Annotated in this window: 20 protein-coding genes and 1 tRNA gene; 15 read left to right on the top strand and 6 right to left on the bottom strand. The window is 61.9% G+C overall.

From position 1 onward, the window contains the following. Positions 1-16: 16 nt before the first annotated feature. Genes B0I00_RS10830 through B0I00_RS10790 form a run of 9 tightly spaced genes read left to right on the top strand, consistent with a single transcriptional unit; the run spans position 17 to position 10,478 of the window. Positions 17-754, top strand: a complete 738-nt coding sequence (locus B0I00_RS10830; protein ID WP_157812540.1) for a cupin domain-containing protein — start codon at positions 17-19, stop codon at positions 752-754. Then, positions 751-1,776 carry a zinc-dependent alcohol dehydrogenase gene (locus B0I00_RS10825; protein WP_100867408.1) on the top strand — a complete coding sequence of 342 codons (1,026 nt, stop codon included), beginning with the start codon at positions 751-753 and terminating at the stop codon, positions 1,774-1,776. Before B0I00_RS10830 ends, B0I00_RS10825 begins: the two co-directional genes overlap by 4 nt. Continuing rightward, on the top strand, positions 1,773-3,182 hold the full coding sequence (gene leuC / locus B0I00_RS10820) for a 3-isopropylmalate dehydratase large subunit (protein WP_198519212.1): 1,410 nt from the start codon (positions 1,773-1,775) through the stop codon (positions 3,180-3,182). Before B0I00_RS10825 ends, leuC begins: the two co-directional genes overlap by 4 nt. After that, on the top strand, positions 3,179-3,784 hold the full coding sequence (gene leuD / locus B0I00_RS10815) for a 3-isopropylmalate dehydratase small subunit (protein ID WP_100867406.1): 606 nt from the start codon (positions 3,179-3,181) through the stop codon (positions 3,782-3,784). Before leuC ends, leuD begins: the two co-directional genes overlap by 4 nt. Next, the gene (locus B0I00_RS10810; RefSeq protein WP_100867405.1) at positions 3,781-4,413 is read left to right on the top strand and encodes an isochorismatase family protein; all 633 of its coding nucleotides are present in this window, start codon (positions 3,781-3,783) and stop codon (positions 4,411-4,413) included. Before leuD ends, B0I00_RS10810 begins: the two co-directional genes overlap by 4 nt. Next, positions 4,413-5,327, top strand: a complete 915-nt coding sequence (locus B0I00_RS10805) for a hydroxymethylglutaryl-CoA lyase (RefSeq protein WP_100867404.1) — start codon at positions 4,413-4,415, stop codon at positions 5,325-5,327. Before B0I00_RS10810 ends, B0I00_RS10805 begins: the two co-directional genes overlap by 1 nt. Positions 5,328-5,331: 4 nt before the next feature. Continuing rightward, positions 5,332-7,380 (top strand): hydantoinase/oxoprolinase family protein, encoded by a 2,049-nt coding sequence (locus B0I00_RS10800; protein WP_100867403.1) that lies wholly within the window; start codon positions 5,332-5,334, stop codon positions 7,378-7,380. An 11-nt stretch (positions 7,381-7,391) separates the two neighbouring features. Further along, on the top strand, positions 7,392-9,272 hold the full coding sequence (locus B0I00_RS10795) for a hydantoinase B/oxoprolinase family protein (protein ID WP_100867402.1): 1,881 nt from the start codon (positions 7,392-7,394) through the stop codon (positions 9,270-9,272). Positions 9,273-9,281: 9 nt separating this feature from the next. Next, positions 9,282-10,478 carry a CaiB/BaiF CoA transferase family protein gene (locus tag B0I00_RS10790; RefSeq protein WP_100867401.1) on the top strand — a complete coding sequence of 399 codons (1,197 nt, stop codon included), beginning with the start codon at positions 9,282-9,284 and terminating at the stop codon, positions 10,476-10,478. A gap of 48 nt (positions 10,479-10,526) precedes the next feature. Here B0I00_RS10790 and B0I00_RS10785 read toward each other — a convergent pair whose 3' ends face one another. Further along, positions 10,527-11,210 (bottom strand): isochorismatase family protein, encoded by a 684-nt coding sequence (locus B0I00_RS10785; protein ID WP_100867400.1) that lies wholly within the window; start codon positions 11,208-11,210, stop codon positions 10,527-10,529. 216 nt (positions 11,211-11,426) lie between these two features. Between B0I00_RS10785 and B0I00_RS10780 the strand changes: the two genes are divergently transcribed. Then, positions 11,427-12,629, top strand: a complete 1,203-nt coding sequence (locus B0I00_RS10780) for an FAD-dependent oxidoreductase (protein WP_100867399.1) — start codon at positions 11,427-11,429, stop codon at positions 12,627-12,629. Between the two features lie 74 nt (positions 12,630-12,703). Here B0I00_RS10780 and B0I00_RS10775 read toward each other — a convergent pair whose 3' ends face one another. From B0I00_RS10775 to B0I00_RS10760, 4 genes are all read right to left on the bottom strand, one after another. Beyond that, on the bottom strand, positions 12,704-13,630 hold the full coding sequence (locus B0I00_RS10775; RefSeq protein ID WP_100867398.1) for a 3-hydroxyacyl-CoA dehydrogenase: 927 nt from the start codon (positions 13,628-13,630) through the stop codon (positions 12,704-12,706). Positions 13,631-13,647: 17 nt separating this feature from the next. Then, positions 13,648-14,415, bottom strand: coding sequence for an SDR family NAD(P)-dependent oxidoreductase (locus tag B0I00_RS10770; RefSeq protein WP_100867397.1), 768 nt, complete (start codon positions 14,413-14,415; stop codon positions 13,648-13,650). 4 nt (positions 14,416-14,419) lie between these two features. Continuing rightward, positions 14,420-15,631 (bottom strand): MFS transporter, encoded by a 1,212-nt coding sequence (locus B0I00_RS10765; RefSeq protein WP_100867396.1) that lies wholly within the window; start codon positions 15,629-15,631, stop codon positions 14,420-14,422. A 112-nt stretch (positions 15,632-15,743) separates the two neighbouring features. Continuing rightward, positions 15,744-18,101 (bottom strand): TonB-dependent receptor, encoded by a 2,358-nt coding sequence (locus B0I00_RS10760; protein ID WP_100867395.1) that lies wholly within the window; start codon positions 18,099-18,101, stop codon positions 15,744-15,746. A 415-nt stretch (positions 18,102-18,516) separates the two neighbouring features. Here B0I00_RS10760 and B0I00_RS10755 point away from each other — a divergent pair, with 415 nt between their 5' ends. Continuing rightward, entirely contained in the window at positions 18,517-18,774 is a 258-nt protein-coding gene (locus tag B0I00_RS10755; protein ID WP_198519211.1) for a hypothetical protein, read from the top strand. A gap of 83 nt (positions 18,775-18,857) precedes the next feature. Here the strand turns inward: B0I00_RS10755 and B0I00_RS10750 are convergent. After that, a tRNA-Ser gene (locus B0I00_RS10750) sits at positions 18,858-18,950 on the bottom strand. Positions 18,951-19,188: 238 nt separating this feature from the next. Between B0I00_RS10750 and B0I00_RS10745 the strand changes: the two genes are divergently transcribed. The 4 genes from B0I00_RS10745 to B0I00_RS10730 are packed head-to-tail and all read left to right on the top strand — an operon-like array spanning position 19,189 to position 22,948. Continuing rightward, positions 19,189-19,956 (top strand): DUF1134 domain-containing protein, encoded by a 768-nt coding sequence (locus tag B0I00_RS10745; RefSeq protein ID WP_100867393.1) that lies wholly within the window; start codon positions 19,189-19,191, stop codon positions 19,954-19,956. 21 nt (positions 19,957-19,977) lie between these two features. Further along, positions 19,978-21,177, top strand: coding sequence for a glycosyltransferase family 87 protein (locus tag B0I00_RS10740; protein ID WP_100867392.1), 1,200 nt, complete (start codon positions 19,978-19,980; stop codon positions 21,175-21,177). 31 nt (positions 21,178-21,208) lie between these two features. Further along, positions 21,209-22,399: an amino acid aminotransferase gene (locus B0I00_RS10735; protein ID WP_100867391.1), complete on the top strand. Its 1,191-nt coding sequence runs from the start codon at positions 21,209-21,211 to the stop codon at positions 22,397-22,399. Positions 22,400-22,402: 3 nt separating this feature from the next. Continuing rightward, on the top strand, positions 22,403-22,948 hold the full coding sequence (locus B0I00_RS10730; RefSeq protein WP_100867390.1) for a GNAT family N-acetyltransferase: 546 nt from the start codon (positions 22,403-22,405) through the stop codon (positions 22,946-22,948).

Raw genomic sequence — 22,948 nt, 5'->3', positions numbered from 1 at the left:
TAAGGCTGGACCCACGATGATCGCCGAACCGCTTGCGCGGATTCGCCCGGACGAGATCACCTGGGAGCCGCTTGGTACGCATGGCTTGCGCCGCAAGGTGCTGGGCCGGAACGAGGCGAGTGGCTACATCACCGCCCTCGTCGAGATCCCGGTCGGCTGGCGCGGCGGTGGAATTGCGCACTTTCATCATGCCTTCGAAGAGGTCTTCATGTTGGACGGGTCCGTCACCGTCGGTGGGACGCATTATTGGCACGCTGGAGACTATTTTTTCCGTCCCGCGCATGTAGTTCACGGTCACGACGAGCGTAGCGAAGAGGGCGCCCTGGCTCTTATCCGCAGCGACGGCCCTCTGGCCTTGCTCCTGATCCACGATCCTGAGCAGCCAGACGAGTATCCGCTACCCGCCTACAACGACGGCCGCGGTCACGTTTACGGGGTAAAGGTTTCCGAGATCGAAGAGGTTCTCGACCCGTCCTTTCCAGCAGGGTGGCGTATCCGCCCGCTTTCGGCAGACGCCCGGTCGGGCGCGCGGACCGTAATGGTCGACGTGCCTGCGGGCTGGAAGATTGACGGCAGCGTCCGCACCGCTGCTTGGGAAGCCTGCATCCTCGAGGGCGAAATCGGAGGGGAAAGAGCGACGTTCGCCACCGGCGACTACAGTGCCGGTCCAGCCGGTTCGGAGGTCTTTGGTGCCCGAGCCTGCGAAAGCGGTTGCCGCTTCATCCTCTGGTTGTTCGCTCCGGGTTCGGCATGATGCGTGCAGCGAGATTATTCGGTCCTGCAGACCTGAGAGTCGTGGATGCGCCAGTCCCCAGACCGGGCAAAGGCCAGGTCCTGGTCCGGGTGATTGCCTATTCGCCATACGGGACGGATGTCGGCACCTATCTGAACCGCCATGGCCGCTATGTTTCGTCTTATCCGGTCGGCATTGGCGCCGACTTTTCGGGAGTGGTCGAATCCTGCGGAGCCGAAGTGACTTCGGTAAATCCTGGCGACCGCGTTACCGCCCTCGCGCTCGACCACTGCGGTGACTGCGCGAATTGCGTCTCTGGGCGCACCAACCTGTGCCTCGATCCAGAATTTGCGGCTCCTCCCCGGCAGATCTGCTGCGAGGAGTTCGTCCTCGTGTCCGCCCGGAAGCTAGCGGCCCTGCCCGACGAAGTGACGTTCGAGGACGGCGCAATGCTTGCCGGGATAGTCGATGCGCTTAACGCCTACGAGCAGATGGAGTTATCCGCAGGCGACTGTGTCGCAGTCATCGGAGTCGGGGCCATGGGGCTTAGCGCAATTGCCGCCGGTCGTGCTCTCGGGATTGAGGTTGTTGCCCTTGGCGGCACGGGCAAGCGCGTTGAGATCGCTCGTCAGCTCGGCGCGGTCGCCTTTGGCATAAGCGCCCACGGAGAAGACTTGGCGGCGCTTGTGCTTAAGGATGGGCCCGGCGCCAGTCCAGCGATCATCGAAACGACCGCCACCGATTGGGGTATTGCCCAGGCCTTTGCCATCGCCGCCCCCGGCGGGATTGTCGCGCTGACCGGCGGCGGACAGTTGCCGCTGACGAGTTGGGACGTCGTCAATCGCGAACTGCGCATCGTCGGCGTGCGCTGCGGCCACCACCAGAACCAGGCGCTGGATCTGATCGCGTGTGGCAAGATCGACCTCAAAGGCACAGTGACACGCCGCTATCCGCTCGAAGAAGTAGCAGATGCCTTTGCGCTGCTCGCCGGGGAAGGCGCCCGCGACGTCGGCCGGGTCATCATTCAAATCGGGGATGCTTGATGCGCGGTCGCACGCTATACGAAAAGCTGTGGGATTCGCACGTGGTACGCGACTACGGCGATGGCTCGGCCCTGCTCTATGTCGATCGACACCTGCTCCACGAGGTGAGCACGCCGCAGTCCTTCGTTACCCTGCGCTCGAAGCAAGCCGCCGTACGGCGCCCTTCGTCGCATATCGCAGTGCCGGACCATGCCGTGCCCACGACAGACCGAACCCGGCCGATCGGCGATCCAATGGCCGCGGCGCAGGTCGCTGCGCTGGAGACCAATGCGAAAGATTTCGGCATCCCTTTCATTGCCCTGACGGATCAGCGCCAAGGCATTGTCCATGTTGTCGGGCCCGAACTTGGGTTCACGCTGCCCGGGATCACCCTTGGCTGCGGTGACAGCCACACATCCACCCACGGAGCCTTTGGAGCGCTCGCCTTCGGCATCGGTGCCAGCGATTGCGCGACGATCTTGGCAACGCAGTGCATCGTGCAGCAAAAGGCGCGGTCGCTCGAGGTGCGCCTTGAAGGCACGGCTGGTCTGTGGATCGGGGCGAAGGATTATGCCTTGGCAATGATCGGCCGGTACGGCGTCGGTTTTGGCACGGGCCATGCGATCGAATACCGCGGTCCGGTGGTCGAAGCCATGTCGATGGCCGCGCGTATGACGCTCTGCAACATGTCGATCGAAGCAGGCGCGCGCATCGGGATGGTGGCGCCTGACGCGACAACCTATGCATACCTTGAAGGGCGGCCATACGCGCCCCTATCGACGCAATGGGATCGGGCTCTTGCCTATTGGAAGAGCCTAGTCACCGATGCCGATGCCAAGTTCGATAAGTCGATCGTGCTGGATGTCTCGGACCTCGCGCCCCAAGTGACTTGGGGGACGAGTCCGCACGACGCACTGGGCATCGACGCGCGGGTTCCAGATCCCCGCGACGCGGCGGACGACGGCGAGCGACAGCGGATTGCCAGTTGCCTTGATTACATGGGACTTCGTGCTGGCACCGCACTGCAAGACGTGCGGATCGACAAGGTATTCATCGGATCGTGTACCAACGGCCGGATCGAAGACTTGCGCGAAGCGGCACGCGTCGTTGCCGGCCGCAAAGTCGCCTCGGGTGTCGATGCCATCGTCGTGCCGGGATCGACTGCCGTAAGGCGCCAGGCCGAAGAGGAGGGCCTTGACCGCGTCTTCACGGATGCCGGGCTTGCCTGGCGTGAGGCGGGTTGTTCGATGTGCGTCGCAATGAATGCGGACCGACTGGCACCGCGCGAACGCTGCGCCTCGACTTCAAACCGCAACTTCGAGGGCCGCCAAGGGCGCGAAGGGCGAACGCACTTGATGAGTCCGGCATCTGCAGCCGCCAGTGCGATCGTCGGCTACCTGGCCGATGTCAGGGAGATCGCGACATGAAGGCATTCGGCTCGGTTTGCTCCGTTGCGCTCCCTCTGCTTGAGGACAGGATCGATACGGACATCCTCTATCCAGCGCGGTTCCTGCTATTAATGGACCGTGATGGTCTGGGCACCTATTTCTGCCACGACAGGCGGATCGATGCCGATGGCCACCCCATTTCCGGTAATCTGGTCGACGACCCCCGATTTGCCGGAGCGCAGGTCGTTCTTGCCGGGGACGACTTCGGTTGTGGATCAAGCCGTGAGCAGGCCGTCTGGGCGCTGGCCGGATACGGCATTCGATGCGTGATCGCACCGAGCTTCGGCGAGATCTTTGCCGCCAATTGTCTGCGCAACGGGGTCCTTACCATCGTTCTGCCTCGCCACACTATTGATCGCATTGCCAAAGTTTCCGGTTCCATCGTCGTCGACCTCCGGCATCAAACCATCACCGCCGGCATCGATGAAGTCGAATTCTCTGTACCCTCGGCGAACCGCATGCGGTTGCTTAACGGGTGGGACGACATCGACTTGATCCTGGAGGAGGAGGGGGCGCACGTCGCAGCGTTCGAACAGCGCCAGCAGTCAGAGCAACCTTGGCTGTACGAGGATGCGCGATGAGCGACGACCTCCTTGTGAACTACGAGCGCGCTTACGGAACCCGCGTCGGGTTCGGCACGCGGCCCGCCCTGATCCTGATCGATTTCGTTCAAGCCTATTTCGAGCCGGGCTGTGATTTATACGCGGGTGTCGAGGATGCGCTGGCATCTGCCCTTCGTGTTCGCGAAGCGGCGACCAGGGCCAGTATCCCGGTGATACTCACCAGGGTCCAGTACCATCCTCTGGCGTTGGACGGAGGGCGTTTCTTCGAGAAAGCTCGCCCGCTCAGGTATTTTCTCGAGGGTAGTCCGATGGGCGCATGGCCGCGAGGCCTTGAACCGCGTGCCGAAGAGCTCGTCTTGTCCAAGCAATATCCCAGCGCATTCTTCGGCACATCACTGGCTTCGACACTCACTGCGCTTGGCATCGACAGCGTTCTGCTAACCGGCCTCACCACCAGCGGGTGTGTCAGGGCGACCTGCATCGACGCAATGTCGCACGGGTTCCGCACCAGCGTCGTAGGAGATGCCTGCGGCGATCGGCACCCGGGACCCCATGAAGCCAACCTGTTCGACATGAACGCCAAATACGCCGACGTGGTTACCGAAGCGGAAGCGATCGAGTTCCTCGGAAGCCTGGAGGCCCCGTGATGGCGACGATAGAAATTGTCGAAGTCAGCGCCCGTGACGGACTCCAAAACGAAACGCAAACGATCTTCTCGACCGGGCAAAAAATCGAACTGATCCAGCGCATGGTCACGGCCGGCGCTCGGCGCCTTGAAGTGGCAAGCTTCGTTCGCCCCGATGCGGTACCCCAGATGGCCGATGCCGAAGCGGTGGTTGCCGGGCTCGACCTGCCCGACAACGTCATCACCATCGGTCTCGTCATGAACAAGCGCGGTGCGTTGCGAGCCCTCGAGACGAATGTGCGCGAACTGGGGGCGGTCTGCGTGGCGAGCGACAGTTTCGCCAAAGCGAACCAGGGCCAGACATCGATGGGCTCGGTCGAGATCGCGGGCGAGATACTCAGGCTGGCGCGGCAGGAGGGGCGCAGGGCACAGGTCACAATTGGCGCCGCCTTCGGTTGCCCTTTCGAGGGCGAGGTCGATCCTTCTCACGTCCTTGCGATGGCCGCGCGGCTTGTCGATGCGGGGCCGGTCGAACTGGCCCTTGCCGATACGATCGGAGTGGCTGTTCCGCGGCAGGTGCATAACTTGGTTTCGCGCTTGCGCGAACTTGCCAGCGGCCTGCCCATTCGGGTCCATCTCCACAATACGCGCAACACCGGATACGCCAATGCTCTCGCCGCGATCGAAGCGGGGGCTGCCACCCTCGATGCATCGGTCGGCGGCATCGGCGGCTGTCCGTTCGCGCCCAATGCGACAGGCAACATCGCGACCGAGGATCTGCTCTACCTGCTGGAACGGTCAGGCATTTCGACCGGCCTCGACAGTGCAGTGACAATCGACACCGCCCGCTGGCTCTCCGGCGAGATGTCGCGTGCGGTTCCCGGGCTGCTCAGCCGTGCCGGCTCCTTTCCTTCATCTAATCAGCTTCAAGGATAACAGCATGACTTTCCGTCTGGGCGTCGACGTTGGGGGGACCTTTACAGACCTGTTGTTGCTTGATGAAGGCACGGGCGCGTTCTGGCGGCACAAGACGCCTTCGACTCCTCACGACAGTTCCGAAGGCATCCTCAACGGCGTTGTCGCGGTCTGCGAAAGCGCCGGCATCGTTCCTGACGATATCCGGACCTTCCTGCACGGCACGACTGTCGCCACGAACGCCGTACTGGAAGGAAAGGGCGCGCGGGTGGGGCTGGTCGTGACCGAAGGATACCGTCACGTCATGCAGATCGCCCGTAGTTTCGTGCCGGGTGGCCTCGCCGGCTGGATCGTCTGGCCTAAGCCCCAGCCGCTCGCCGCGCTGGAGGACACGTTCGAGATCAAGGGCAGGATGACGGCCCAGGGGATCGAATATCGCCCGATCGACGACGACGACATCCGCTCGGCACTCAGCAAGTTGAAGGCTCAAGGTGTCGAGGCGCTGACCGTCAGCCTGATGAACGCCTACCTGAACGGCGCGCACGAACAACGTGTAGCTGAACTGGCCGCCGAAACCATGCCAGGCGTCCCTGTCTCGCTCAGCCACCAAGTCTTGCCCGAAATGCAGGAATATGAGCGTACATTGACCACGGTGGCCAATGCGGCTGTTCGCCCGATTGTTGGTCACTATGTCCGTAACCTGCGCGAAAGGCTGCGCGCATCGGGAATGGCTGGCAAGCTGTCTCTGCTTCGTTCGGACGGCGGCCTGATGACATCTGAGAAATCAGAGGAGCATCCCGTTTCACTTCTGATGTCTGGGCCTGCGGGCGGTGTGACCGGCGCAATCTGGGTCGGTAGAAACTCCGGTATCAAGAACATCTTGACGCTTGATGTGGGCGGGACATCGACGGACGTAGCGCTAATTGAAAACCTCGAGGCACGGCGCACTCGGACGACCGAGGTTGGCCACCTTGCGGTCAGGGCTTCGGCGCTGGACGTCAAGACCGTCGGGGCGGGCGGAGGGTCTATCGCCTACGTGCCAGAGCTGACCGGTGCACTTCGCGTCGGGCCGCAATCGGCAGGCGCGGTTCCCGGTCCAGTTGCCTATGGGAAGGGCGGAACGCTGCCCACGGTCACCGACGCGAACGTGGTTCTGGGGTATCTGCCTGAAGCCCTTCTAGGCGGGTCTTTCAAGCTTGACAGGGATGGTTCGATCAGGGCGGTCCAGACGATTGCCGATGCGCTTGGAATCGATCTGTACGCTGCAGCCCGGGGAATCATCGATATCGTCAACGAGAACATGTTCGGCGCCCTGCGCATGATCTCGGTGCAGCAAGGCTACGATCCTCGCGACTTCGCCCTGATGGGTTTCGGCGGTGCTGGTCCGCTTCATGTTAACGCGGTCGCCAGGCTCATGGGATCCTGGCCCGCGGTTTCTCCCGTTTCGCCGGGCGTGCTGTGCGCGCTCGGCGACGCGACCACCCGGATGCGCACTGAAACCGCCCGCTCCTTCTCGACGCTAGCGTCTAGAACCGACGTCAAAGACCTGACCGCAATCCTGGGCGAAATGGAATCGCAGCTGCGCCGCGAACTGGAAAATGATGGAGTGCCTTCGAGCGATATCACGACGGTCTTCGAAATAGACGTGCGCTACTCCGGCCAAGCTTTTGAAGTGCCGCTCGAAGTGACCCTCTCCGAGTTGGCGGTAACAGGTATCGCCGCATTGACCGAGCGGTTCGATCAGGAACACAACCGACTGTTCACCTTCAACATGGACAGCGAACACGAGATCGTGAACCTGCGCGCCGTCGCGCTCGGCAAGCCGCTTGACCTGCCGGCCGCGCAGCTGCCTCGCGGGGACGGCAATCCCTCGGCTGCAAAAGTACGCGATCACGAGGTCTGGATGGACGGGGCAATGCGGCCCGCCGTTATCTATGACCGCGCGCAATTGCGCCACGGGGATAAAATCGTCGGCCCAGCCATCGTCACAGAGATGGATTCGACCACATTAATCGAAACCGGCTGCATCGCCACCGTCGACGCCGTCGGCAATATTCTCATCAATCTGGCTTGAGGTAAGTCGCTATGTCCGCACGCATCATCCAGACCAACGACAGCCCGTTCGGCACCGTTCGCATCGACCCCGTAACCCTCGACATCATTGAAAACGCGCTCCGGAACGCGCGCGTCGAAATGGACGCAACGTTGGTGCGTACCGCGATGTCGCCTGGGATCCGGGAGCAGGGAGATGCATTCCCCCTCATCGCCGATCACGAAGGCCGAATGATCGTCGGCCAGTTCGGCAGTTTCATCGGGGGCTTCCTCGACGGCTACGACGGAACGGTCGAAGATGGCGACATGTTCTTCCTGTCCGATCCTTACTCGGTCGACGGGGCAATCAGCCACTGCAACGACTGGCTCATCCTGCTTCCCGTGTTCAAGGCCGGTCGCCTCCTGGCTTACACGGCGATGTTCGGCCACCAGAGCGACATCGGTGGTAAGGTTCCCGGATCAATGCCGATCGACGCCACCAGCATTTTCCAGGAAGGGCTCCGCGTCCCGCCGGTCAAGATTTACAGCAAGGGCGTCTACAACGAGGAACTGGTCAAGCTGGCGCTCCACCAGTCGCGAACGCCCAATTGGTGCGCAGCAGACCTTAACGCGCTGATTGCATCCTGCCGGATCGCCGCGCGCCGGGTCGAGGAAATGGCCGACCGCTTCGGCGTCGACACCTACGTTTCGGCAACGCGGAATCTTCTGGAGCGCAACCACCGCGCGATGAAGGCTCTGATCGCCCAGGCTATCAGTGAAGACAAGATCAGCTTCGAAGACTACATCTGCGATGACGGCCTTGGCGCCGGCCCTTACCGAATCAAGTGCACGATGTGGCGCGAGGGCGAGCGGGTGGTGCTGGATTTTGAAGGCACCGATCCGCAGAGCGAGGCATCGATTAACTTCTACCTTAATCACAACATGCTGAAGATGTTCTTCGGCATTTACATGATTATGGTCTTCGACCCGCAGATCCTTTTCAATGACGGGTTCTACGACCTAATCGAGGTCCGCATTCCCGAAGGCTCTTTGCTGCGACCCAAGTTTCCCGCGGCGCTGTCAGGACGCACACACGCACTTGGACGCATTTTCGATATCCTGGGCGGACTGCTCGGCCAGAAGACGCCGGAATTCCTCAACGCCGCGGGCTTCTCTTCCTCACCACACCTGTTTTACGCGGGGACCGACAGCAAGGGCGATTGGTTCCAGCTGTTCCAGATCGGCTTTGGCGGCATTCCCGGTCGACCCCTAGGCGACGGGCCGGATGGCCATTCGCTGTGGCCGGGCTTCACCAACGTGCCGAACGAGTTTCTCGAACGATACTTCCCGCTAATTATCGAGCGCTATGAAACGGTCGCGGATTCAGGCGGACCCGGTCTGCACCGCGGCGGCAACGGGATCATCATGTCTTACCGCTTTCTTGAACCCGGAGTCATCGCCATCCACGATGATCGCTGGTTCGTTCCGCCTTGGGGCGTAAACGGGGGGCGCCCGGGTGCGCGGGCACGCAAGATCCTGGAACGGCCCGATGGGTCCCAAACCGTCGTAGGCAACAAGGTCGAAGACCTGGCCGTGAGTGCTGACGATGTGCTCCATTTCATCACTTGGGGAGGCGGCGGCTGGGGTGATCCGCTTGATCGCGATCCGGAGCTGATTGAGAAGGAGATCACGCAAGGCTTAGTCACACCACAAGGCGCACGGGCATACGGCGTCGTCATCGACGCCAGGGGTGCCGTCGATACAGCGGCAACCACGCATCTGCGCGAAACGATTCGCGCGGGTCGGACGGGCATCGAGCTGTTTGATTTCGGTCCCACGATCCAGGATCTGCGCCGAGATTGCCTGGCCGAAACCGGCCTGCCTGCCCCGGTGCAGCCCCGCTGGGGCGCTTATAAACACAATACCGCCGCATAGGGATACACCATGACAAGCGAGAATATCGGCGCGCTCAACGACATCCGCGTCGTCGAGCTGGGGCAGCTCATTGCCGGGCCCTTCTGCGGACAGCTTCTTGGCGACATGGGTGCCGAGGTCATCAAGGTCGAACCGCCGCGGCAGGGCGACCCGATGCGCAACTGGGGACATGGCGAGGAAAAGCTCTGGTGGGAGGTCGTGTCGCGTAACAAGAAATCGGTATCGGCCAATCTGCGTATTCCCGAAGGACAGGAAATCGTCCGCAAGTTGGTCGAGCATGCCGATATCCTGATCGAAAACTTCAAGCCGGGAACGATGGAGAAGTGGGGACTTGGCCCGGATGTCCTACACGCTATCAACCCGCGCCTGATCATCGTGAGGGTATCGGGTTATGGACAGACCGGTCCCTATTCCTCGCGGGCAGGGTTCGGTGGCATCGGCGAAGCGATGGGTGGCTGGCGCTACATCGTGGGTGACCCCGATCGCGCGCCCAGCAGAATGGGGGTCTCAATCGGGGACAGCCTCGCGGCGACTTATGGCTGCCTTGGTGCCCTTGCTTCCCTCCATGCCCGCGAACGCACGGGCAAAGGCCAGGTTGTCGACAGCGCGCTGTACGAGGCCGTGCTCCAGGTCATGGAAAGCATGGTGCCGGAGTACATGGTGTCCGGCCATATCCGCAAACGCACCGGCTCGATCCTTGAAGGGGTTTCGCCATCAAACGTCTATCCGACCAGCGACGGCGAATATCTCATCGGAGCGAACCAGGATGCTGTCTTCGCTCGACTGTGCAACGCGATGAAACGGTCGGACCTTGCCAGTGACGAACGCTATGCGACTCATCTCGCGCGGGCGCGCAACCTGCGCGAGCTTGATGAGATCATTGCTGACTGGACGCGGACTTTGACGGTCGAACAACTTGAGCAACTGATGATCGAGCACTCGGTGCCAGCCGGAAAAATCTTTCGCGCCCCCGAAATGCTGGATGACCCCCATTTCGAGGCGCGCGAAGCGCTGGTCGAAGTGGAAACCGAGCGCTGGGGACGCTTCAAGATGCAGGGCCCATTCCCCAAGCTGTCTGATACGCCGAGTGCCATACGACGGCCTGCACCGACACAAGTGGGGCAGGACAACGGCGAAATTTATGAAGGCCTTCTGGGGTTGGAGCCGAATGAGATCGCGCGCTTGAAGGACGCGCAGGCAATCTAAAGTGGTATTTGGCGGCGGGGCCGAACGCGGCGGCTCGCCGCCAGGCCGTCAATGACTTTCAAGCCAATCGACAACGACCTGTACGGGTTCGACGTCGGCATACTTGATCAGCATATCGGTCAGGTTCGCGAAATGAAAACTCTCGTGCTTGTCGGCGCATGTCTCTATCGGAACGATCGTACGAAAGCCATGCGACACGGCATCGACAGCGGTGGCGCGCACGCAGCCTGACGTCGACCCACCCGTCACCACCACCGTATCGACTTGATGCCAGCGCAGAAAGCTGTTCAGCGGGGTCTCGAAGAATGCAGAGGCCATGCGCTTGACCCAGACAGCGTCTGCCACGTGATCGACATCGCAACGCTCGTCCAGCTCATGTCGACGGCTGGGGATGGTGATGCTCTGCAAGGCATCGGGGCCATCGGCGCGCGTTCCCCACACGCCGCAGTCCGCGCCGTCGTCACGGTAGCCGACATGAGTCCAGATGACCGGCATGCCCTTCTGCCGTGCCAGGCGTGAGATCGTATTGGTGTGCTCGATCTGGCGCGGATCTGTTTCATACGCGGTCACGAACTCGTCCAGGCGGGTGTAGGCGTTCTGGAAGTCAACATTGACGATAGCAAGCTTACTGCCGAAGCCGAATTTGCGGCGAACAGGATTGGCCAGTGTCTCGGCAAAAATCTCGCGTGACGTCCGCCCGTCACAGATCATTTTCGTACCGGCAATCGTCATGGGTAATGGTCCTGTTCGAGAAAGTGTGAAAGCGGGCCTGGTCACCTCGAATCGCCCACCTTAGTGATTGCAACCTTGGCAGAATTCGCGTTCGCGTAGCGAATTAGAGATCCCGAAGTTCGCCCTGCGAATAGCTTAGCCGAACTCGTCGCTTCGAGGCTTGGTCCAACCCTATGCCGGTCTCCGAGGAATTAAGGCGGGATACGGAATATCGCTATGAGCATTGATCGCGTTCAGGTCGTGATAGCCGGGGCAGGGCCTGTCGGCAGCGTGGCTGCCGCCTATCTTGCCCAACAAGGCATTGACGTTTTGCTTGTCGAGCAAGGTGACGATGCAGCCCAGGACTTGCGCGCTTCGACGTTTCACGCCCCGACGCTTGAAATGCTGGACGAGATCGGAGTCGCGCAGTCGCTGGTGGAGATGGGCCTGAAGGCGCCAGTCTATCACTGGCGCGACCGCAAGAGCGGCGAAATCTTCGCGTTCGACCTGACCGAGCTGAAAGACGTGGCCCGTTACCCGTTCCGGCTCCAATGCGAACAGTATCACCTGGCTCGGATGCTGGCGGATCGGCTCAAGTCCCTGTCCAACGCGCAGATCCTGTTCGAACACAGGCTTGTCCATCTTGCGCAGGACGATGATGGCGTGACCGTGTCGCTTGAACACATGACCGGCATCAAGCAGGTGCGCTGTGATTTCCTAGTCGGGGCGGATGGCGCCAATTCGATGGTGCGCAAGTGGCTCGGTATCGAGTTTGAAGGGTTCACATACCCCGAGAAGTTTCTGTGCCTGAGCACCGAATATCCGATCGAGACGAAGATCCCCGATCTTGCCCTGGTCAACTACATTTCTGATTCCGACGAATGGCTTGTGCTGCTGCGCGTGCCCAACCTGTGGCGCGTCCTAGTCCCGGCGAACGAAGACGAATCCGATGAATACTTGCTGTCGGATGAAAAGAAGAATGCCGTGTTCGACGGGATTGTTGGTGATGGCTCCGTTATCGATACGCAGCACCGTACGATCTACCGCGTCCACCAACGCGTTGCGAAGCAATTCCGGAGCGGGCGTGTCGCGCTGATCGGTGATGCAGCGCACCTGAACAATCCACTCGGCGGATTTGGCATGAACAGCGGCATCCACGATGCTTTCAACCTGTGCGAGAAGTTGGTCCCGGTCATCAGGGGTGAAGCGCCAGAAGATTCCCTCGACCTCTACGACCGCCAGCGTCGCACGGTTACCCATGCATTCACGCAGGCCCAGACGTTGGAAAACATGGAAATGATGCGCGCCGGCCAATCCGAGGCCCATCGCCAGCGTGTCGAAGCCATGCGCGCGCTTGCCAACGATCCTGAGAAGCGCCGCGCGTTCTTACTTCGCCAGGCAATGTATTCGAGCCTTGCAGACGCTGCGGCAGTCGGCTGAACGAAACTGTAGATTGATCCAAGCTCCACCCTTGTGGGGCAGCTGCGACAACGCGGCGGTTCTGCTTCCCGGGTTTAGCGCTTCTGCTGTCTTACGTGTCTGACAAGTGCCGCCAGGCTCCTGTCACGCCAGTTTCGCCGATCGTCGAGTTCGTCCAAGTGGCATGCCTTGCGCCTGCTGGCATGGACCGACGCAACGGCACCGACCGGCCATCGGTCCTCGCCGAACAGGCGCGCAAATGGCACCCCATAACGCAGGGCGTAATCCTCGAAACCGCCTGGCGCATTGAGATCCATGGTTTCGAACGGGCCCATGAACGCCCAACGGAGGCCCAGGCTGTGCTTGACCACGGAATCGATTGCATCGGCGTCAGCAATGCCCGCCGAAACCAAGGCCAGAGCTTCCCGCGCGAGCGCTGCTTGCAGGCGGTTCATGACGAAGCCATCGATCTCGCCGATCACGACTGGCACTTGCCCTACCCCGCTGAGGAGTGAAACGGTGCGCTCGACCGTTGTCTCACTCGTAAATGCTGCTGGGACGACTTCCACTGCTCGCAGAAGGTGTGGTGGGTTTGCTGGGTGGGCGACCAAGCAGCGCTCGCGGCCGGCCAGTTCAGAACACACTTGCTCGCAGGTGATGCTCGACGAGGAACTGGCGAGGACAGTGGTGTCGTCCGCAAGGCGGTCCATGTCCCTGTAAAGGGCACGCTTCACCTCTAGGTCCTCGGGCACGTTTTCCTGTACGTAGTCGGCCCCGTCAAGTGCAGCCGCAAGGTCTGACACCGATGTGATCCGGTCAAGGACATCGCCGGCCGCTTCGGTGATGAGGCCCGCTTCGGCCATTTGATCAATCGACGCACGGATCGCTGGGAACATGGCCGCGCGGGACGTTGCGTTTGGTTCCTGCAGCACGACTTCGTGGCCATGCTGCGCGAACAGGGTTGCCCAACTCCGGCCAATGAAGCCGCCGCCAATGATTGCGATCCGTGCCGTCTCGGCCATGGTAACTGTATAAACTCCTAGTCCGCAGTCCAACCGCCATCGATTACTAGCGAAGTCCCGGTAACAAGAGCCGAGGCATCCGAGGCGAGGAACAGAACCGCGCCCATCAGGTCCTCCACGCGACCAAGGCGGCCAAGCTTGATGCGCGACAGGACATCGTCGCGGAACGCGGGATCGGCCAGAAACGGAGCAGTCATCGGCGTTTCTATGAACGTAGGCGCGATCGTGTTCGACCGGATCCCGTGCGGCGCAAGGTCGAGAGCCAGCGCCTTGCTTAGTCCTTCCAGGCCCCACTTCGAAGCGCAATAAAGTGTGCGGTTGATCCCGCCGACATGACCCATCTGCGAGCCGACATGGATAATGCTGCCTTTCGTTTCGCTAGCGATCATCGCCCGCGCGCAGTGTTGGGCTACGAAAAACGCGCTCTTCAGGTTCAGATCCAAGACGGCATCGTAATCGGCCTCGCTGACCTCAGTTACGGCCTTTGGCCGATTGGTCCCGGCGTTATTGACTAGGATGTCGAACGGCTTTGCATCGGCAAAGAAGGCCGCAACGGCTTCAAGATCGGTGACATCAAGTCGTTGCGCCACGGCACCCCCGCCAGCCTCGCGGATCGCCGCAGCAACAGCTGCAATCTCGTCGCCCGAACGCGCCACCAGCACGACTTCAGCTCCTGCACCGGCCAGTGCGGCGGCAAAGCCCGTACCGATCCCGCGGCCTGCGCCGGTTATCAGCGCGCGCCTTCCGTTCAGCCGGAAACTGGGGGACGGAGGAAGTTCGACCACCTTTTCAGGCCGACTGTGCGAGAGACGCGAGGCCGGCCGACTGGCGCCGGAACAGCCAGGTAGCGACAATCGCCATGGTCAGCAGGGCACAGCACAGTTCGAAAGCGAACCGGTAGCTGCCATAGGCATCGAACAGCGCGGCGGCAGTCCACACACCGCTTCCCGACGATATGGCCTCGAACACGATGAAGCCGCCTGCCACTTTGCCAAGATTGGCACCGCCGAAGACCTCGGCGATAACTACTTGCGTGAGGACGTAACAGCCAGCCCAGCCAAGGCCAAGCAACAGTAGACCAGGTATGGCCAGTCGCGGCTGTGCCGCCGCCAGCAAGCCGGCCCCGCACAGCAGGATCAGCTGCTGGCTTGTCCATACCGGGTACACGCCCCACCGTTCCGCCGCGGCGCCCACGAGTACCTTCCCGACCAGCCCGACGAAGAAAACTGCGCTCAAACCGCCAGCCGCAGCCGCTTGGCTAAGGCCGATGTCCTGTAGATGCAGGAACAGATTCAGTAGAATTGCGGTGGACGAAAAGAAGATGCCAAAAATCGCTGCGAGCAAGAGAACAACGGCAGAGATCGAAGGTCGCGACTTTAACGTTCCGGCTGCGTCTGTAATGCCCGCCTGCGCGGCTACGACCATCCTTCGAGGCAACAGGGCCGCCGCCACCGGCAGGATAGCAATCGGCAAAATCGCCAACATTAATAAGACGAAGCGCCAGTCGAATTCTTGGAGAACCGCCACGGTGAGATTGGGGAAAATCGCGGATCCGAGGCTGGTTCCGGAGAGTGCGACCGCGATGGCCAGCGCCTGGCGGGCAGCAAGGCAATGCCGAACCATCAGAACGACGATCACGACATGCGACGATGCGTAACACATCCCGAGCAACACGTAGAGGCCGTAGATTTGCCCTATCGTGGTCGCCTTGCCATAGGCGGCGAGTGTCGCCGAAAGCAATGCGAGACCGCTAAGCACGATTGTCCGGGGCTGAAGGTATTGTGTCAGAAAGCCGATAGCCAGCCCGGAACAACCTGACGCGAGAAGAAAAATCGATTCCCTGAGCTTGAGATCGGCGCGTGATATTCCGAGTTCAGCAAGCAGCGCTTTGTCGAGAGTTGGCAGGGCCGACGTGATGATTCCGTGGCAGACCGCCATGACCAGGAGCAGACCTAGAACGACGAACCACCCGCTGCGGTCCTTCTGAACCGCATCGGTCATCGGCTTGGCTTCGCTTCCCTGATCATGCTCGTTGCGTCCTGTGTCCTGTCGCCAATTGCAAGGGGTCCTGCGTTCCGGTCAAGGAATGCAGGACCCCTACTTGACTTGACGATCAGAAGCTCTTGCTTAGCCGGACACCCAGAGCTCGCTTAGCAGGGGCGGCAATGAACTCCCCGTTGGGCGTGCTCGGGTTGAAGTTCCCGTAATAACGCGTGAACTCGGGCGTTTTGTCGTTGAACAGGTTGTCGACGAAGAACAGCGCCGTCCAGCTCTCGCCCTTGACCCCGATCTGGAGGTCCGCCACCGTCTTGGCTCCGATCAGCACGCGGTTGTCGAAACGGGCGTACCGCGACGTGCGGTGCCGCGCGAGAAACTCGACGAAGCCAGTAGCGGTTTCGGATACAGGTTCCTCAACACGGATCGATCCGCTCAGCGAATGCATCGGAATTAACGGCATTCGATTACCGCCGAACTGCCGCGTTACCCCTGCAGGTGAAGGATAGACGTCACGCGCAACGAAATCGACGAACTTGGAGTCGGCGTAGGCATAGTTGCCGGTAAGGGTCAGACCTTCGAGAGGCTTTGCGACCAGCCCTAGTTCGGCGCCTTTGACCCGAGCCTTGTCGGCATTGACAATGTAGTTGAGGCTGACCGCGGTCGCTGTCGGGCAAGCCGCTTCGGGGCCGAACGGGCTCGCGGTGCCGTAACAGATCGTGGTCACCTGTACATCGCGCCAGTCAGAGTAATACAGCGACGCGTCAAATGTCAGTGCGCCGTCGAACAAGCGCCCCTTCGCACCAAGTTCGTAGGTCCAAACGCTTTCCTGACCGAACGGACGCAGGCTGTCGATAACTTGGCCTACGTTGAAACCGCCAGGCTTCGAACCCTTGGCAACGGACGCGTAGAGGTTCGCTTCAGTTGAAAGTTTATACTTGAGACTGAACCGCGGAAGCCAACTGTTGAAGGTTTCCTGTCCACGGAAGGTGATGGCGGTTGATCCGTTCTGGAATAGAATATTGAAGCCCGTTGCAGCGGAGGCCTTGATGATTTCATGGTTGAAGCGCAGTTCACCCGTCAGGGTCAGCGCATCGGTCACATCGGCCTCGATTGAACCAAATCCCGCGTACGTTTTAGTGTCGAGCGTCGATAGCCGTGGCGTAATGCCCGAGCGTGTACCAGTTACGAATGCCTGCGACCCCACGAAGCGCGTGTAGTCGAGTTGCTTGAACGCCTCGTCAAAGTAGTATCCACCAAGGAGGAAACGCATCGAACCTGCATCATAGCTGAGGCGCAATTCCTCGCTGATCTGTTGCAAATCGCCGTCGAAATCGCCGATGCCGACGCAAACGCCGGGAAGGCAGTTGAGCAAGCCGCCCGCCAGCGCCGTGCCCGACGGGGTGTTCGGTGTCTTGGTGTCGAAGTCATATTGGTCAGTCGACGTGACCTTGTTGATGCCCGTAATCGAATCGATCGTCCATCCGTTGCCGGCATCATAGGACAGGTTGGCAACGCCACGCAGGGTTTCAGCCATGTTGCCCGCGTAGTCGATATTGGACGAGATCCCGACAAGCGCCTCGTTAAAGGTATCGGCTGTGATCTTGTTGACGCCAAATTGCGTGACGTTGGGGCGAGGTATTACGTAGGCGCCGATCGGCGATGAGTGTTCATCGAGATAGCTCAGCGAAAATTTGCCTTTGAAACCGCCTGAACGGACCAAAACGCTTCCGCCTACGCCCCAGATCTCGCTTCCGCCAAGGCCCATGCCGTTGCCGGGGTTGGTGTAGAAGCCACCGAAATTACGATAAGTGGCCGTAAGCTTGGCCGCTACCGTGTCATCGACTATCGGACCGGTGATGGTCGCGCTGAGCTCGCGACGGTCAAAGTCGCCGAGCGCCGCCTGGATCGAGCCGCCAAGATTGAACGATGGATCCTTGGTGACGAACTGGATAGCACCGGCGAAGGCGCTTCGGCCAAAATATACTGTCTGCGGTCCCTTTACGACTTCAATCCGTTCAAGGTCCATCAGTGTCGTGGAGGTTTGCGAGCCTCCGCCACCGATAGTCGTATTGAGGCTCACACCGGTCACGTCGATCCCGTCGACGATGATCGCAACGTTTGAGCGCCCCTCGATGAGCGCGATGCCGCGCAAACTGGGGCGGATGTCACCGGCCGTTGCGCCTCTATCAAACTGCAGACCAGGGGTTTGCTGGGCAACGGCATTGACGCTGTTAAGGCCGCGATCGGCGATTGTCTGGCTCGTAAAAGCAGAGATTGCGATAGGCACGTCGACGATCGATTCTTCGCGCCTACGAGCCGTGACGACGATGCCGCCGTCTTGCGCCTCGACCTCGTCTGACACTGCCGAGTCTGTTGCGGTGGTATCAGCTACCTGGGCGGCGGCGGACGACGGCGCAAATCCAGTGACCAACGCGATCGAGGCGGCCCCGACAAAAAACCCAAACTTGTGCATCTCGCGCCCTCCCTTGGTTGCGGCGCAGCATGGCTAACAAGCAACCAAACTGTAACAATGCACGAAGCGCAGTTTGTTCACCTATCGAATATCCGGGCTTGGGTCTCAGGGAGAGAAACGGTCAACAGCCATCACTATGCAGAACGGCATCTTCAGTTGAGCGAACCTAGCGCGGGCGAGAAGCTGCCTCCCGCTTTAGCAGGTCGTACATTCGGCGGGCGAGCCGTGACCGATGGTTGTTGAACCAACCGTAAGGAAGGAAGATCGGCCTCCTGCTCGCGATGCTAGTCGAAAAATCATGGATCCACGGAGTTTTAGTGGGGAACATAATGGGCCTCGGCACAACGATCATTTTAACGCTAGTTAGTTTCGCCCTTGGTGTAATCTGAATACATTGGATTCAAAGGAGGGGCGGATGCCGTACCGGGAATCTGCACTTCGGCCTTCACTCGGCATAGTATTAATGTCGCTTCTAACGGGCCCAACTGTGGCCATCGGCGCGATGCTGAGTGGATGGCAGTTAGCAACTAACGAACCCGAGGCCGGCAACGACGGCTTTGTCAGCGAAGCCGGCCTCTTCATCTGCCAATTTCTTCAAAAGGTACTGCTACCTCGCATCGCGGAGAATCGCGAGAAAACTGCGGCCAAAGGCCAGCTGCAAATAGTTCTCTGACTACCAAATTTTGGTCGATGAGGCCCAGAATTGCGCCAGTTTCGCCTACTATCGTGATAGAACGATTCAGTCGGCAGACTAGCTGGCGGAGACGGAGGGATTCGAACCCTCGGTACCGGATTTACCAGTACGACGGTTTAGCAAACCGTTGGTTTCAGCCACTCACCCACGTCTCCGGATCGCAGCGGCGAAGCGCGGCCTATAGCGGCGGGTGCGGGGGGCGGCAAGAGGGGGCGTCGCTTAAAGTTTTGCATCGCTGCGTCGTCTGTCGGACTCGCTTGGCCGCAAAACCGACTCGGGTCATCGACGGTTCATTGTCGCGAGCCCAGCCTTGGATTCTGATCACAATCGAGGGGGTCTCTCGCGCGCCGGTCAGGCGCTGGCGGACCCACGGGACACGACGGGGAAATGCCAATGACACGCCACTTTGCCGCAACGCTGCGCCGCGCGCTGACAGGCCTGATCGGGGCGGCAGCGGTCGCCGCGATGCCGGTCGCAGCGCAGGTCCAGTCGGTCGATCCCGACAAGGCGATCGACGGCGACCTGGCCAAGCCGGCCACCTCCGCAGCGGCGCCCGCGCCCGCAACGCCGCAACCGGCGGTCGCCAGCGCAGACGGCACCCCGGTCACCGAAACGGGCGGTGCGGAACAGGCGGCGGCAACTGCCTCGGTCGATCCGACGGCGGCCGCGGCCAAGGGCGACACCTACAAGGAAGATGACCTGATCGGCGCGGCCGAGGGCGTCTTCGGCAAGGGCGCCAAGGGCCTTGCGGATATCATCAAGGGTCTCCTGAAGAAGCAGGGCGAACCCAACGGCTATATCGTCGGGCGCGAAGGCGGCGCGGCGCTGGGCGTCGGCGTGCGCTATGGGTCGGGAACGCTGTTCCACAAGGTCGAGGGCAAACGGCCCGTCTACTGGACCGGCCCATCGATCGGCTTCGATGCGGGGGCCAATGCCGGCAACACCTTCGTCCTTGTCTACAACCTCCACAACTCGCAGGACCTTTACAAACGCTATCCGGCGGGCGAGGGGCAGGCCTACCTGGTCGGTGGGTTCAACGCGAGCTACATGCGCCGCGACGACGTAGTGCTGATCCCGGTGCGGATGGGCGTCGGACTGCGCCTCGGCATCAACGCGGGCTACATGAAGTTTTCCGAGAAGCAGCGGTGGCTGCCGTTCTGATCCCGGCGACCACCTGACGCCATGGCTTGGGGGCAGGCCGGGGCATCATCCTTTCTCACCCTGCGCTGGATCGACCGGCGCAGGGTGAACGGCTATTCCGCGGTGCTGCTGTTCGTCTCCTTCGCTGCCGTGGGCTTTGCCCTGATCGAGGCGCTGGGGCCAGACGGGAGCGATTTCCTGGCCTTCTGGTCGGCCGGCAAGCTGGTCCTCGCAGGCGATCCCGCCGCCGCCTACGACCTCGCCGCCACCGGGGCTATCCAGGCCGGCGTGGGGCGGAGCGATGTCTTCGCCTTCGTCAACCCGCCGCCCCTGCTGCTGGTGATCTGGCCGTTGGGGGCCTTGTCCTTTCCGCTGGCCTGGCTGGTCTGGGTGGCTGCAACATACGCGCTGTGGCTGTGGGCCACCCGCCCGCTGGCGCCGCGCCTGACCATGCCGCTGGCGGCCTATCCCGGCGCGCTTCTGGCCGCGACCCACGCCCAGACCGGGTTCGTGACGAGCGCGCTGCAGGCATGTTTCGCGCGCCTGCTCGATCGGCGACCGGTTGCTGCCGGGCTTTGCCTTGGCGCGCTGATCGTCAAGCCGCACCTCGCGGTCTTGTTTCCCTTCGCGCTCGCTGCCGACCGGCGCTGGACAGCGTTTCTTGCCGCAGGGGCTGGCGTGGTGCTGTGGCTGGCCCTCGCCTGGGCGCTGCTGGGGACGGAAACGATGCTGGCTTACCGCCAGAGCTGGCAGGTCAGCCGCGTCCTGATGGGTGAGGACGATGCGGCGTTCTTCCTGCGGCAGGCGACGGTCTATGCCCAGTTCCGTGCCTGGGGCCTCCCTTCTGCGGCCGTGGTGGCACAGGCGGCGGCGGCGCAGGCCGCCATTGCCCTGACCTGGCGCGGCTGGGCCGGGAAGGCCGGCCTGTCCGCCAAGCTGGCGCTGCTCTTCGCGCTGACCCCGCTCGCCACGCCCTATATGTTCAATTACGACCTGCCGTTCCTGGCTGTGCCATCGCTGTGGCTTGTAGCACAATCCGTGGCAGCGCCGCGCGGTCGGTTCGAGCGGGCCGAGCTCTTGGCGCTCTATCTCGCTCCGGCGTTGGCCCGCACATTTGCCCTCCCGCTCCAGGTCAACCTGACGCCGCTGGTCTGCGCCTGGCTGGCCTGGCGGGTGTGGCAACGCATGGCGCAAGAATCGGTCGAAAATGCCGCAGATGGGGCAGTTTTGCGCTTGTCGTGACTCGCTGGACGGGTCTAAGGGCCGCGCCATCATGCTCAGCAACCTGCCCCAACAGCCCGCCGATGCGCTGCTCGCGCTAATCAAGCTCCACAACGACGATCCGCGGACCGACAAGATCGATCTTGGCGTGGGCGTCTATCGCACCGGGCAGGGTGATACGCCGGTGTTCGGCGCGATCAAGGCGGCGGAGAAGAAGCTGCTCGAAACGCAGAATTCCAAGGCCTACCTGGGCCCCGAAGGCGATATGGGCTTTGTCCACGCGCTGATGCCTTATGTCTTCGGCAAGGATGATCCGACCATGGGCGGCCGCATCGAAGGGATGCAGGCCCCGGGCGGCACGGGCGCGGTGCGTCTCGCGGTTGCACTGGCGAAGAAAGCCGGCGTGCAGCGGGTGTGGATGGGTGTGCCCAGCTGGCCCAACCATGCGCAGATCTTCGGCGACCTCGGTCTGGAACTGAAGACTTTCAACCACGCCACCAAAGCGGGCCGGGTCGACATGGACGCGCTGGTCACCGCGCTGAACCTTGCCGAACCCGGCGATGCGGTGCTGCTGCACGGCTGCTGCCACAACCCTACGGGCATCGACTATACCCCCGAACAATGGGACCAGATCGCACCGCTGGTGGCGGAGAAGAAGCTGCTCCCCATCCTCGATCTTGCCTACCAGGGCCTCGGCCAGGGGATGGAGGAAGACGCTTATGGCGTGCGCCGCGTGCTGCGCGAAGTGCCCGAGGCACTGATTGCCTATTCCTGCGACAAGAACTTCGGGATGTACCGCGACCGCGTCGGCGCGATCTATGTCATGGCCGAGGATGCGGCGGCGCTGGGCCGCGTGCTGTCGAACGGCCACGCGCTGGCCCGCGCGGCCTGGTCGATGCCGCCCGATCACGGCGGGGCGGCGGTGCGCCTGATCCTCGAGGACGAGGCGCTGACCGCGATGTGGCTCGACGAGCTGGACACCATGCGCACCAGGATGAACCAGGTCCGCGCGCGGCTGGCGGCGGCGGGAACCGCCGGGTCGGTCGATTTCGCGGCGCTGGGCCACCAGGCCGGCCTGTTTTCGATCCTGCCGCTGTCGGCGGACCAGATTCTCAAGCTGCGCAGCGACCACGGCATCTACATGGCCGGATCGGGGCGCATCAACATCGCCGGGCTGACCATGGGCAACATCGACAAGTTCATCGCCGATGTCGCCGCCGTGTCGGCCCCGGTCGACGCCTGATCCATGGACCGGCAGCCGGTCCTCGAAGGGGAGCGGCTGGTTCTGCGGCCGCTTCGCGGCGAGGATTGGGACGCGCTCTACGCCGTGGCCCGGGATCCCGAGATCTGGGCCATCCATCCCCAGCCCAACCGGTGGCAGGAGCCCGTGTTCCGCCAGTTCGTCGCCGATGCGCTGGCGGGCGGCGGGGCGCTGGTGGCGATCGACAAGGCGGACGGCTCAGTCGTCGGTTCGTCGCAGTACAAAGATCATGATCCGACGGACGGTGGCTCGGTCGAGATCGGCTGGACCTTCCTCGCACGCAGCCACTGGGGCGGGGCCTTCAATCGCGAACTGAAACGCCTTATGCTGTCCCATGCCCTGGGCAGCGTGTCGCGCGTGGACTTTCGCGTCGGCGAAGCGAATCTGCGGTCGTGCCGGGCGATGGAAAAGATCGGCGGGCGCCTGACCGGACAGACGGCGATGGTCGACACGCCGACCGGCCCGATGCGCCACGTATACTACGAAATCACCCGCGAGAGTTTCGCCGCCGGGCCCCTGTTCGACCCCTGA

The sequence above is a fragment of the Novosphingobium kunmingense genome, from assembly GCF_002813245.1.
GTDB classification, from domain to species: domain Bacteria; phylum Pseudomonadota; class Alphaproteobacteria; order Sphingomonadales; family Sphingomonadaceae; genus Novosphingobium; species Novosphingobium kunmingense.
Note: the sequence above shows the minus strand (reverse complement) of the source record. Positions and strands in the feature narration are given on the sequence as shown.